The organism is Amycolatopsis sp. NPDC004368 (assembly GCF_053602515.1).
Genome location: NZ_JBSGDT010000001.1, coordinates 505,483 through 518,023, shown reverse-complemented (window position 1 = coordinate 518,023; position 12,541 = coordinate 505,483). Strand labels below are relative to the sequence as shown.

Below are 12,541 nucleotides of genomic sequence, written 5' to 3'. Positions count from 1 at the left end.
CTGACAGCCAGCAAAGCGTAGCAGGCGGTTTTCGCGGGTTTCACCGGGGGCCGTGTCGAGGCTTCCTCTCCCGGATAGGATCGGTGCGGAAGCACACGTGCGAGGAGGTCACCCCAGGTGGGTCGGGTAGAGCGCTTCGACAGGCGTCTCGAGAACCTCGTGGGGAACACCTTCGCGCGCATGTTCGGTGGCAACGTCGTCACGCAGGAAGTGGCGGTGGCGCTCGAGCGGGAAGGCGAGGAGAACGTTCGTGAGCTGGCAGGCGGTCGGCAGCTCGCCCCGAATCACTACATCGTGTCCTTGGGGCAGGCTGACCACGATCGGATGGCCGGTGACGAGCAGCGGGTCACTTCGGTTCTCACACGAGCCGTGGCGGAACACCTCGCCGAGCACGGCTGGGAGACCTATGGTGACGTCGTCGTATCACTCGAGCGCAACGAGGCGCTGCATACTGGACAGTTCAAGACCCGTTCGTCCGTCGATCCCGACGCCCACGCGAGTGGACCCGGTGGCTCGTCACGGTCGGCACGACCCAGCAACGCAGGAGACCCAGCAATGAGCCAGCCCCCCGGATACGGCCAATACGACCAGGGTGACCCGTACGGCCAGCAGGGCCAGTACGGCTACGGACAGCAGGGTGGCCAGCAGCCCGGGTACGACCAGGGCTATGGCCAGCAGGGTGGTTACGAGCAGCAGGGTGGTTACGGCCAGCAGCCCGGCTACGACCAGTACGGCGGCCAGCAGGGCGGTGCTCAGCCCGGTTACGACCAGGGTGGCCAGCAGCCCGGCTATGACCAGGGCTACCAGCAGGGTGGCTACGACCAGGGCTACGGCCAGCCCCAGCAGGGCGGTTACGACCAGTACGGCGGCCAGCAGGGCGGCGGCTACCAGCAGGGTGGCTACGACCAGGGCTACGGCCAGCCCCAGCAGGGCGGCTATGACCAGTACGGCGGCCAGCAGCAGGGTGGCTACGGCCAGCAGCCCGCGGCGGACCCGTACGGCCAGCAGGGCGGTTACGGCCAGGGCCAGGCCGACCCGTACGGCCAGCAGGGTGGTTACGGTCAGCCCGGCGCGCCCGCGGCCGGTCGTCAGCTCGCGGCGAGCCTGCAGCTGGACGACGGCTCGAACCGCACTTACTCGCTGAAGCAGGGCGGGAACGTGGTGGGCCGCGGCCAGGACGCCGACTTCCGCCTGCCGGACACGGGGGTTTCGCGCCGGCACCTGGAGATCACCTGGGACGGTCAGAGCGCCACGCTCGCCGACATCGGGTCCACGAACGGCACGACCGTGAACGGGACTCCGGTGCAGACGTGGCAGCTGGCCGACGGGGACGTCATCCGGGTGGGGCACTCTTCGTTGGTGTTCCGAACCCAGGGCTGACCAGAGGCCGGTGACGGGGTTCCCGCAGAATTGTCGTGCGGGGGGATCCGCGGTGCGCGCGCGCCGCGGCTTGCAGGCAGAGTCGGGAGCGGACACAACAAGTGCCAGAGCTGGTCGTTCAACTCACCAGAGTGGGCTTTCTCGTGCTGCTCTGGCTCTTCGTGTTCGCCGCCCTGCGGGTCGTCCGTTCGGATCTCTACGCCGCGTCCGGCCTGCGGGTGCAGGTGCCGACGTTTCGCAGGAACAAGGAGAAGAAGCCGCGGGGCAGCAAGGCCCCGCAGCAGCTTCTGGTGACCCACGGTGCGCTGGCGGGTACCCGGATCGCGCTCGACGGCCGGCCGATCCTGATCGGCCGCGCCGACGACTCGACGCTGGTGCTCGACGACGACTACGCGTCGACCCGCCACGCCCGCATCGCCCTGCGCGGGGAGGATTGGTACGTGGAAGATCTGGGCTCGACGAACGGGACCTACCTCGACCGGGCTAAGGTCACTGCACCCCTCCGGGTCCCGCTCGGAGTCCCCATCCGGATCGGCAAGACGGTGATCGAGCTTCGCCCATGACTCTCGTCCTCCGCTACGCGGCCCGCAGCGACCGGGGCCTGGTTCGTTCGAACAACCAGGACTCCGTGTACGCCGGCCCTCGCCTCCTCGCGCTCGCCGACGGCATGGGCGGTCACGCGGCCGGTGAGGTGGCCAGCAAGGTCGTCATCGCCTCACTCGCCCCGCTCGACGACGACGAACCGGGCGACGACCTGCTCGGTCAGCTCCGCGAGGCCGTGACCAACGGCAACGCGGCGATCGCCGAGCTCGTTTCGCAGGATCCCGATCTCGACGGCATGGGCACCACGCTCACGGCCGTGCTCTTCGCGGGCAACCGCCTGGGGCTGGTGCACGTCGGCGACTCGCGCGCGTACTTGCTGCGCGGTGGCCAGTTCGCCCAGATCACCCGCGACGACAGCTTCGTCAACGAGCTGCTGGAGCAGGGCCGGATCACGGCCGAGGAGGCCGCGGTGCACCCGCAGCGGTCGCTGCTGCTCAAGGCGCTCACCGGGCACGAGGTCGAGCCGAGCCTCACCGTGCGCGAGGCGCGTCCCGGTGACCGGTACCTGATTTGTTCCGACGGCCTGTCCGGCATGGTCTCCGACGAGACGATGTCGGAGGCCATCCGCATCGCGGACCCACAGGACTGCGCGGACCGGATGATCGAGCTGGCCCTCAAGGGCGGTGGTACGGACAACGTCACCGTGATCATCGCCGACGTGGTCGACGTCGACTTCGGTGACGACGCCCCGATCGTGGGCGGTGCCGCCGGTGACGGCAGCGACGAGCAGCACCAGGGCGACTCCCCCGCCGCGCGGGCCCGGGCGCTCACGCAGCCGCCCCCTCCGCCGCGGCCCGAGCCGCAGGCGTTCGAGGAGGACCCGAAAGCGAAGCGCCGCAAGCGGTTCCGGTGGCTGGTCGGCGCCGTCGTGGTGCTGATCGTGCTGGCCGCGGCCGCGATCGCCACGCGCTACTTCGTGCTGAGCCAGTACTACGTGGGTGAGGGTCCCGACCAGGAGGTCGTGATCTACCGCGGGGTGCCGGGCAGCATCCTCGGCATCCAACTGCACTCGTTCGAGCAAGGCTCGTGCCCGCCGGGCACGCTGTGCACCGACAAGCTGCGGGTGCCGGCCCTGCAGGAGGACGCGCGCATCGCCGTGCAGAACGGCGTGAAGCGCGAGAGCCTCGACGACGCCCGCACCTACATCGACGACTTCCTTCGGCTGCGCAAGCAGCTGACCGACTGCCCGCCGGTCACCCCCGGCACCACTTCCGGCGTTCCGACGGCCCCCGGCGGCCCGCCGGCGTCGTCCAGCAGCGTCGCCCCGCCGCCTTCGGGTGGCGCGTCTTCGTCGGCGAACCAGCCTGCGGGGAGGGACTGCTCGGCGTCGAGTACGGCGCCGACAGGAGGCGGTAACTGATGGGTCAGCCCCTGGCCGACCCGTTGTCGGCCCAGTTCGCGACCAATCCGCCCCGGGAGCTGCCCAAGCGCCGGGGCACCGAGCTGTTGCTGCTGGCGTTCGCCGCGTTCATCGTCACCCTCGCGCTCGTGCTCGTCGAGGCCAACCAGGAGCAGGAGCTCACGCTCTCGATCCTGTGGCTGGGTCTGGCCTACCTCGGTGTGCTCACCGCCGCGCACCTCGCCGTGCGCCGGTGGGCGCCGTACGCGGACCCGGTGCTGCTGCCGTGCGTCGCGCTGCTCAACGGCATCGGGTTGGTGATGATCCACCGCCTCGACCTGGCCGAGGCCGAGCAGGCGGCGCAGAAGGGCGCCGAGTACAGCCCCGAAGTGACCAAGCAGGTGCTGTTCACGGTCATCGCGCTGGCGTTGTTCGTGGTCGTGCTGATCGTGGTCAACGACCACCGCACCCTCACGCGCTACGGCTACACGTTCGGCCTGGTCGGCATCGCCGCGCTGGCACTGCCGGCGGTGCTGCCGTCGAGCCTGTCCGAGGTCAACGGCGCGAAGGTCTGGCTCAAGCTGCCGTTCTTCTCGATCCAGCCCGGTGAGTTCGCGAAGATCCTGCTGATGATCTTCTTCGCGTCGTTCCTGGTGTCCAAACGCGACTTGTTCATGGTGGCGGGCAAGAAGGTCCTCGGCGTGGAGCTGCCGCGCGCCCGTGACCTGGGCCCGATCCTCATCGCGGCCGCGGCGAGCATCGGCATCCTCGTGTTCGAGAAGGACCTCGGCACCTCGCTGCTGTACTTCAGCATCATCCTGGTGATGCTCTACGTCGCGACCGAGCGCGTGATCTGGGTCGTCGTCGGGCTCACGTTCTTCATCGGCGGCTGCATCATCGCCTACAACCTCTTCACGCACGTGCAGCAGCGCGTGGAGAACTGGCTCAACCCGCTGGGCCCGCGCTACGACGAGCTCGGCGGCTCCTATCAGCTCGCGCAGGGCCTGTTCGGCCTCGGCACCGGCGGGGTCGGCGGCACCGGCCTCGGCGCGGGCCGGCCGGACATCGTGCCCGCGGCGGGCACCGACTTCATCACCGCGTCGATCGGCGAGGAGCTGGGCTTCATCGGCCTGGCCGCCGTGCTGATGCTGTACTTGCTGATCGCGATGCGCGGCATGCGCAGCGCGCTGGCCGTGCGCGACACGTTCGGCAAGCTGCTCGGCGGCGGGCTCGCGTTCACGGTGGTCATGCAGATCTTCGTGGTCGTCGGCGGTGTCACGGCGCTGATCCCGGAAACCGGTATCACGGCGCCGTTCCTGTCCCAGGGTGGTTCGTCGCTGCTCGCGAACTACATCCTCGTCGCGCTCCTGCTGCGCATTTCCGACGCCGCGCGCAAGCCGGTGAAGCGCGCGAAACCGCAGCCACCCCAGGCTCCGATCGCCGAGGCGCACACCGTGCTGGTGCAGCGCCCCGGCAACAACACCGGCAACGGCAACAACGGCCCTGGCAACAAGGGCCCTGGCAACAACACTGGCAACGGCGCCTCTGGCGCGGCGAACCCCGCCGCGGACGGGAGGATCGCGTGAACACGCCCCTGCGCAAGGTCGGCATGGCGATGCTCGTGATGATCGTGCTGCTGCTGGCCAACGACACCTACATCCAGGTCGTGAAGGCCGACGACTACCGCACCGACTCGCGCAACCAGCGCGTGCTCTACGACGAGTACTCGCGCCAGCGCGGGCAGATCGTCACGCCCGACGGCGTGGTGCTGGCCGGGGTGAAGGCCTCCAGCGACAAGTTCAAGTTCACGCGCACCTACACCGACGGCCCGATGTACGCGCCCGTCACCGGTTTCTACTCGATCAACTACGGCGCCGGCGGCCTGGAGCGCGCCGAGGACGACGTGCTCAACGGTTCCGACCCGCGGCTGTTCGTGCGCCGCCTGTCGGACATGGTCACCGGGCGCGATCCCCGTGGCGGCAACGTGAAGCTCACGATCGACCCGAAGGTGCAGAAGGCCGCGTACGACCTGATGACCCAGCGCGGCTACACCGGCGCCGTGGTGGCGATGGACCCGAAGACGGGCCACATCCTCGCGATGGTGTCCACGCCGTCGTACGACCCGAACACGCTGGCGTCGCACGGCAAGGACCAGAACACCGCCTGGGCCAACTACTCCAAGGACCCGAAGAACCCGATGCTGAACCGGGCGATCTCGGAGACCTACCCGCCGGGGTCCACGTTCAAGATCGTGACCGGGTCCACTGCGCTGCAGAACGGCATCGGCCCCGACACCGTGGTCAGCACCGCCCCCAACGTGAAGCTGCCGGACACCAACACGACGCTCGAGAACTACGGCGGCGAGACCTGCCCCGGCAACACGTTCAAGGACGCGCTGGCGCACTCGTGCAACGTGCCGTTCGCGACGTTCGCGGGCCAGCTCGGTGCCGACAAGATCAAGGCGACGGCGGCCAACTTCGGCATCGGTCAGACCGACCTGACCGTGCCGATGAAGGTGGCGCCCTCGACCGTCGGCGCGCTCGACTCGCAGGCCGCGCTGTACCAGAGCGGCATCGGCCAGCGCGACGTCCGCCTCACCCCGCTGCAGGACTGCCTGCTCGCCGCGACCGTCGCCAACGGCGGCATGGCGATGAAGCCGCAGCTCGTGCAGTCGATCCTGGCGCCGGACCTCTCGACGATCGAGGACGTGGACCCCGAGCAGCTCACCGGTACGCCGGCGCTCTCGCCCGAGAACGACCAGATCATGACCGACATGATGATCGCGTCGGAGAGCTTCACGGCGGGCAAGGGCAAGGACCCGGCGCTGAAGATCGCGTCGAAGACCGGCACCGCCGAGCACGGCACGGACTCGAAGAACACCCCGCCGCACGCGTGGTACACCGCGTTCGCGCCGTCGGACAACCCGCAGATCGCCGTGGCGGTCATCGTCGAGAACGGCGGCAACCGCGGGCTCGCCGCGACCGGTGGCTCCGTCGCCGCCGAGATCGGCCGGGCCGCCATCGCCGCGCGCCTCGGGGGTGGGTGACCCATGCTGTCCTCGGGTCAGCTGCTGGCCGAGCGCTACAAGCTGACGAACCGGATCGCCGTCGGCGGGATGGGCGAGGTGTGGCAGGCGAGCGACACCCGGCTCGACCGGGTCGTCGCCGTGAAGGTGCTGAAGGCCGAGCTGTCGGGTGATGCCGAGTTCCTGCACCGGTTTCGCACCGAGGCGCGGATGACGGCGTCGCTCAACCACGCCGGGATCGCCGCGGTGCACGACTACGGCGAGACCTTCGCCGGGTCCGACGGCGGCAGCGCCGAGGACGCGCTGCCGATCGCGTACCTGGTCATGGAGTTCGTGGAGGGCGACCCGCTCGCGGGCATCCTCGCCAAGCACGGGCGGCTGTCGGCGGACTACACGCTCGACATCCTCGAGCAGGCCGGCACGGCGCTGCAGGCCGCGCACGAGCAGGGCCTGGTGCACCGCGACGTGAAGCCGGGCAACATCCTCGTGACGCCGGCCGGGCAGGTGAAGATCACCGACTTCGGCGTGGCCAAGGCCGCGCACGCCGCCCCGGTGACCCGCAACGGCATGGTGATGGGCACGGCCCACTACATCGCGCCTGAGCAGGCGCTGGGCCACGACGCCGAGCCGGCCAGCGACGTGTACTCGCTCGCCGTGTGCGGCTACGAGTGCCTCGCGGGCCACCGGCCGTTCCTCTCGGAGAACTCGGTGAGCGTCGCGATGATGCACATCCGCGACGTGCCGCCGCCGCTGCCGCCTGACGTGCCGCCGGGTGCGCGTGCGGTCATCGAAGCGACCCTGGTCAAGGACCCGCGGCAGCGCTACGCGAGCGGCGGCGAGTTCGCCGCGGCCGTGGCGGCGATCCGCGCCGGTCACCCGCTGCCGACACCGCTCGGTGTGGTCAACGCGGCCTACGCGGCCGGCCGGACACCCCCCGGGATGCCGCAGGCCGGCGAGATCCCCCACGCGCCCATCGGTCCTGGCCCCGCTTTTCCGGCGGGCGCGGTGCGGCAGGCGGTGCACCCGCCCGTGCCGCGGCGGAGGAGCCAATGGGGCTGGTGGGTGCTGCTCGCGGTGCTCGTGGTCGCCGTGATCGTGGCGGCGGCATTCGTCATCGCGAGGGTGACGGGCAACGCACAGACACCGAGAAGCGTGGACACAGGCAGACCGACGCCGGTCGAGCCCACCGGCCGGCCCGCCGGACCGAACGCAGGCGGACCCGCGGAGCCGGGTGCCAGCGAGAAGCAGGGCCTGCAAGGCATCATGACCACACCTTGGACGGAATGGAACGGCACACAGAGATGAGCACACCCAGACTGCTCTCCAATCGGTACGAGCTGGGCGAGACGCTCGGCTACGGAGGCATGTCCGAGGTCCACCACGGACTCGACGTGCGTCTCGGCCGGGAAGTCGCGATCAAGGTCCTGCGTGCTGACCTCGCCCGCGACCCCCAGTTCCAGGAACGCTTCCGCCGTGAGGCGCAGAACGCGGCCGCTCTCAACCACCCGGCGATCGTGGCGGTCTACGACACCGGTGAGGCCAACACCGAGTTCGGGAACCTGCCCTACATCGTCATGGAGTACGTGGAGGGCCGGACGCTTCGCGACATCGTGAAGACCGAGGGCCCGATGTCGCAGAAGCGGGCCATGGAGGTCATGGCCGACGTCTGCGCCGCGCTGGACTTCTCGCACCGGCACGGCATCGTGCACCGGGACGTGAAGCCCGCCAACGTGATGATCACGAAGAACGGCGCCGTCAAGGTGATGGACTTCGGCATCGCCCGCGCGATGCACGACGGTCAGTCGGCCATGACGCAGACCGCGGCCGTGATCGGCACCGCGCAGTACCTCTCGCCGGAGCAGGCGCGCGGTGAAGCCGTCGACGCGCGTTCCGACGTGTACGCCGCCGGCTGCGTGCTCTACGAGCTCATCACCGGAGAGCCCCCGTTCACGGGTGACTCGCCGGTCGCCGTGGCCTACCAGCACGTGCGGGAGGACCCGAACCCGCCGTCGTCGGTCAACCCGGCGGTGACGCCCGAGCTCGACGCCGTGGTGCTCAAGGCGCTGGCGAAGGGTCCGGCCAACCGGTACCAGTCGGCCGCCGAGATGCGCTCGGACCTCGTGCGCACGCTCTCGGGCCAGCGTCCGTCCGCCCCGATGGTGATGTCGGAGGACGAGCGCACCCAGGTCATGAACGCCGACCGCCGGCAGCCCCAGCGCTACGAGGAGTACGCCGAGGAGCCGGACGAGGACCCGAAGGCCAAGCGGCGCAACCGCACGATCCTGGCGATCGTCGCCGCGCTGATCGTGGCCGGCGTGATCCTGCTGATCATGTGGCTCAACGGCTCGTTCCGCTCCGAGACCACGAGCGCGGCGATCCCGGCCGTGGTGGGCCACCAGGTGGGTGTCGCGAAGTCGGAGCTGCAAACGGCCGGCTTCTCCTCGTTCGCGCCGAACAAGAACGTGGTGTGCGGCGCGCCGGACCCCAGCACCAACCCCAAGGGCCTGACCTGCGGCGAAGACCAGATCGGCAACGTCGTGGCGATCGATCCGAACGTCGGTCAGAACGTCTCGACGACCACGCAGATCCAGCTGTACGTGGGTGCGAAGCTCGGGACGACGCCGGTGCCGGACCTGACCGGTAAGACTCAGGACGACGCCGGCAAGGCGCTCACGGACGCCCACTTGAAGCTGGGCAACGTCACGACGCAGAACGTCGACAACCAGGACGACGTCGGCAAGGTCATCAAGCAGGACCCGACGCCCAACTCGTCCGCGCCGCTGGAGTCGGCGGTGAACATCGTGATCGGCGGCAGCGTCAACCTCAAGCAGGTGCCGGACACGACCGGCACCGACTACGACGCCGCGAAGAAGAAGCTCGAAGGTCTCGGCTTCACGGTGAAGCGCAACGACGTGGACTCGAACGACCCGAAGAACCAGGTCGTCGGCCAGCAGCCGAACGGCGGCTCGGTCCAGCCGGGTTCCACGATCACGCTGTCGGTTTCCAAGGGTCCGCAAAACTTCACGATGCCGGACCTGACGGGTCAGACCGAGGACCAGGCCACGCAGGCGCTGCAGAAGCTGGGCTGGTCCGGCAACATCACCGTCCAGTCCGTGCACTTCGGCGCCGGCCAGCCCAACACGGTCATCCGCACCAACCCGGACGCGGGCCAGACGATCTCACCGACGCAGAACGTCACGCTCACGATCCTGGAACAGGATGACAGCGGTACACCGACGACGTCGGGTGGCCCCGGCGGCAACGGTGGGATCGGCCTCCCGCCTGGCAACCGCTGATCAGCTGACGCCAGAGGGCCCGCACGGTTCGCCGTGCGGGCCCTTTGCTGTGTCGGAGATGCTTGCCGGAGAAACGGTTCAGTCCTGGTCGAGAAAGCCGCGGACACTGGCGAGCACGGCGTCCACGTCGCTGCCCGAACCCCAGTCGACGTCGAGTTCTTCGACCGCTCCAGAGCGTTTCAGCTTGAGCTGCACACGTTCGTCGCCGCCGCCCTTGCGCAGCCAGCCGAACAGCGAGCGGCACAGCGTGGCGACCGACCGGCTGCTCACCATCACGACCACGGCGTCGCCCGCCACGGACCTCTCGGACAGCCGGACGCGGTCGCGAAGCTCGTCCTCGGAGCGCAACCACGAAGCGAGCTGGTGCAGCTCGGCCTCCGAGCCGGCCACGGTGATCGCGGCGATACCGGCCGTCACGACTCTCCCCTCACGGGTGAACAGACGGCGCGAGGGTAACCGACGCGTCGCCACGGAGGAAGACCAGCACCCTCGATTGCGTACTGCAATTTGCATATCACGCCACGCAATCGTTCCGGTCGGGCACCGGCATCCGCCGTCGGCACGGGCGCGTCGTGCCGCCGACGAATGCCGGTGGACCGGTGGGACTCACCCGCGGCGCCGGAGCGTTTCCCGGCGCCGCGGGCTCTCTCCGCAGCAGATTTCGCTGCTGGCCGATGCCACCCGCGTGGGTGAGGGCAAAACGTTAGCGTGCCGAGGGTGATCTCGGGAAGATCCCAACAGGAAATTGCCATGTGCAATTTGCAGTTTCACCTCGGAGTTACCGATCACCGCTGCGAGTTCAGGCCCGCTGGCCCGCCAGCCACCCGACGACACCGGCGCTCACGCCCAGCGCGACCACCGACGTGACCACGGCGAGCACGAGCGCGCCGCCGTACGGGGTGTCGTTGGTGAGCGCGGTGATCAGCGGGTGCACCAGCGGCACCCACTTGCCCAGCAGCACCAGCCCGAGCACGAGCACGGCCGCCAGCACCGTCCAGCCGATGCGGCCGACGAGCAGGCGTGAGCACGGCAGTCCGATCGCGACCCCGAGCAGCCCGCTCGCCAGCAGGCTCAGCACGCCGACACCGAACGCGCCCCAGTTGAGCTGCCACGTCCTGATCGCCGACCACCCGACCGTGATCACCGTGAGCACCACCAGGCAGCCGAACACCGCCAGCACCGCGCCGCCGATGGTGCGCAGGCGGCTGCGCGTGTGGCTGAGGGTGACGAGCCGCTGCACCGGATCCTCGATGTCGAGCACGGCGATCGTGAGCCAGCAGCCGAGGACGACCAGCGCGCCGCTGCTCACGCCGTAGAGCGGCAGCACCGGCGAGTTCGGGTCGGAGTAGAGGATCACCGACAACGCGAGGTAGGCCAGCAACGCCGGCAGATACCGCTGCGAAAGGCCCAGCAGCGCGAGGTAGTAGCGGCTCACGGCGAGCACGGCGCCACCTCCCGCACCGACCAGCCGCCCGAAAGCGCCCGCAGCAGCACGGCGTCGGCGCTCGTCGCGTCGACCGTGAGCACCACGTGCGGCCCGTCGGCGATCGCGTGGCGCACGCCGGGTTCTCCGGCCCAGTCGGCGCCGGTGCCCGCGAGCACGATGCGCGTGGCGGGCTCGGTCGTGAGGACCTCGGTGAGCTGCCCGCGTTCGATGCGGTGGACGTCGTCCGCGTGCTCCCGCGCCACGGCCGGCCGGTGATCGGTGAACACCACGCTCGCGCCGCGCGCCCGCGTCTCGGCCACCAGCTCGCCCAGCACCGCGTGGGTGCCGACGTCGAGGCCCGACCACGGCTCATCGAGGATCAGCAGGTCGGGTCGCGGCAGCACGGCCTGCGCGAGGCCGACCTTCTGCGCGTTGCCCTTCGACAGCGTCCGCAGCTGCGCGTCGGGTCCGCCGACCAGCGCGAGCCGCTCCAGCAGCGGGTCGATGGTCGACAAGTCGATGCCACCGCGGATGCGCGCCAGGTGCCGCAGGTACGAACGCGCGCTCAGGCGCTGGCCGCCGGGGAACCGGTCGGGCAGGTAACCGATCGACGGGGTGCCCACGACCGTGCCGAGACTCGCCCGCGAAACGCCCGCGAGGATGCGCAGCAGCGTGGACTTGCCCGAGCCGTTGGCCCCGAGGATCCCGATCACGCACCCGGCGGGCACGGTCAGGTCGACGCCGTCGAGCACGAACTCGCCGCCGCCGTACCGCTTACCGACCCCCTCGAGCCGGATCAGCGGCGTGGTCACGCAGCGGCGGCCTTCTGCAGCGCCTTCGTGGCGCGTTCCAGCTCGTCGACCTTCTTCGGGTCGACGACGTACCCGGCCGAGGCCAGCCACGTGGCCAGCATCCGGTGCCCGCCCTCGGTGAGCACCGACTCGGGGTGGAACTGCACGCCTTCCAGCGGCAGCTCGCGGTGGCGCATGCCCATCACCACCCCGGATTCGGTGCGGCCGGTGACCTCGAAGATCTCGTCGCGGATCGTCTCGGGCAGCACGGTGAGCGAGTGGTAGCGAGTGGCCGTGAACCCGTCGGGCAGGCCGGCGAGCACACCCAGGCCGTCGTGCCGGACCTGGCTGGTCTTGCCGTGCAGCAGCTCCGGCGCACGGTCCACGGTGGCGCCGAAGTGCACGCCCAGCGCCTGGTGGCCGAGGCAGACGCCGAGCATCGGCGTGCGCGTCTCGGCGCACTTCGCGATGACCTCGATGCTCTGGCCGGCTCGCTCGGGCGTACCGGGACCGGGCGACACCAGCACGGCGTCGAACTCGGGGACGCGCTCGAGGTCGACCACGTCGTTGCGCCACACCGTGCAGTCGGCGCCGAGCTGCGCCAGGTACTGCACCAGGTTGTAGACGAAGCTGTCGTAGTTGTCGACGACGAGTACGCGCATGCGATCAGCCTAGCGGCTC

Annotated in this window: 11 protein-coding genes; 7 read left to right on the top strand and 4 right to left on the bottom strand. The window is 69.9% G+C overall.

Going from position 1 to position 12,541, the window contains the following annotated elements; genetic code table 11:
- The first annotated feature begins 117 nt into the window (after positions 1-117).
- The 7 genes from ACWEOE_RS02355 to pknB all read left to right on the top strand — a co-directional run bounded on the left by ACWEOE_RS02355 (position 118) and on the right by pknB (position 9,643).
- Complete coding sequence (locus ACWEOE_RS02355) at positions 118-1,380, top strand: DUF3662 and FHA domain-containing protein (RefSeq protein WP_452002738.1); 1,263 nt, start codon at positions 118-120, stop codon at positions 1,378-1,380.
- Between the two features lie 101 nt (positions 1,381-1,481).
- A complete protein-coding gene (locus ACWEOE_RS02350; protein WP_452002736.1) occupies positions 1,482-1,943 on the top strand; it encodes an FHA domain-containing protein FhaB/FipA in 462 nt (153 codons plus the stop codon).
- Positions 1,940-3,343, top strand: a complete 1,404-nt coding sequence (locus ACWEOE_RS02345) for a PP2C family protein-serine/threonine phosphatase (RefSeq protein WP_452002733.1) — start codon at positions 1,940-1,942, stop codon at positions 3,341-3,343. Before ACWEOE_RS02350 ends, ACWEOE_RS02345 begins: the two co-directional genes overlap by 4 nt.
- Complete coding sequence (locus ACWEOE_RS02340) at positions 3,343-4,908, top strand: FtsW/RodA/SpoVE family cell cycle protein (protein ID WP_452002730.1); 1,566 nt, start codon at positions 3,343-3,345, stop codon at positions 4,906-4,908. Before ACWEOE_RS02345 ends, ACWEOE_RS02340 begins: the two co-directional genes overlap by 1 nt.
- Positions 4,905-6,368 carry a peptidoglycan D,D-transpeptidase FtsI family protein gene (locus ACWEOE_RS02335; RefSeq protein ID WP_452002728.1) on the top strand — a complete coding sequence of 488 codons (1,464 nt, stop codon included), beginning with the start codon at positions 4,905-4,907 and terminating at the stop codon, positions 6,366-6,368. Before ACWEOE_RS02340 ends, ACWEOE_RS02335 begins: the two co-directional genes overlap by 4 nt.
- 3 nt (positions 6,369-6,371) lie before the next feature.
- Positions 6,372-7,652, top strand: coding sequence for a protein kinase domain-containing protein (locus ACWEOE_RS02330; protein ID WP_452002725.1), 1,281 nt, complete (start codon positions 6,372-6,374; stop codon positions 7,650-7,652).
- Positions 7,649-9,643, top strand: coding sequence for a Stk1 family PASTA domain-containing Ser/Thr kinase (gene pknB / locus ACWEOE_RS02325; protein ID WP_452002723.1), 1,995 nt, complete (start codon positions 7,649-7,651; stop codon positions 9,641-9,643). The genes ACWEOE_RS02330 and pknB overlap by 4 nt, the downstream gene beginning before the upstream one ends.
- Positions 9,644-9,721: 78 nt before the next feature.
- On the opposite strand, the gene ACWEOE_RS02320 is transcribed toward pknB, so the two are convergent.
- The 4 genes from ACWEOE_RS02320 to ACWEOE_RS02305 all read right to left on the bottom strand — a co-directional run bounded on the left by ACWEOE_RS02320 (position 9,722) and on the right by ACWEOE_RS02305 (position 12,522).
- Positions 9,722-10,060: an effector-associated constant component EACC1 gene (locus ACWEOE_RS02320; RefSeq protein WP_452002721.1), complete on the bottom strand. Its 339-nt coding sequence runs from the start codon at positions 10,058-10,060 to the stop codon at positions 9,722-9,724.
- A 382-nt stretch (positions 10,061-10,442) separates the two neighbouring features.
- Positions 10,443-11,087, bottom strand: a complete 645-nt coding sequence (locus tag ACWEOE_RS02315; protein WP_452002718.1) for a hypothetical protein — start codon at positions 11,085-11,087, stop codon at positions 10,443-10,445.
- Positions 11,075-11,869, bottom strand: coding sequence for an ABC transporter ATP-binding protein (locus ACWEOE_RS02310; RefSeq protein WP_452003350.1), 795 nt, complete (start codon positions 11,867-11,869; stop codon positions 11,075-11,077). The genes ACWEOE_RS02315 and ACWEOE_RS02310 overlap by 13 nt, the downstream gene beginning before the upstream one ends.
- 8 nt (positions 11,870-11,877) lie before the next feature.
- Positions 11,878-12,522, bottom strand: coding sequence for an aminodeoxychorismate/anthranilate synthase component II (locus tag ACWEOE_RS02305; RefSeq protein ID WP_452002716.1), 645 nt, complete (start codon positions 12,520-12,522; stop codon positions 11,878-11,880).
- Positions 12,523-12,541: the final 19 nt, after the last annotated feature.

Excerpts from the sequence above, each read along its gene's own strand:
- ACWEOE_RS02345 (WP_452002733.1), top strand. The coding sequence starts at position 1,940 with ATGACTCTCGTCCTCCGCTACGCGGCCCGCAGCGACCGGGGCCTGGTT.
- ACWEOE_RS02330 (WP_452002725.1), top strand. The coding sequence starts at position 6,372 with ATGCTGTCCTCGGGTCAGCTGCTGGCCGAGCGCTACAAGCTGACGAAC.
- ACWEOE_RS02305 (WP_452002716.1), bottom strand. The coding sequence starts at position 12,522 with ATGCGCGTACTCGTCGTCGACAACTACGACAGCTTCGTCTACAACCTG.
- ACWEOE_RS02340 (WP_452002730.1), top strand. The coding sequence starts at position 3,343 with ATGGGTCAGCCCCTGGCCGACCCGTTGTCGGCCCAGTTCGCGACCAAT.
- pknB (WP_452002723.1), top strand. The coding sequence starts at position 7,649 with ATGAGCACACCCAGACTGCTCTCCAATCGGTACGAGCTGGGCGAGACG.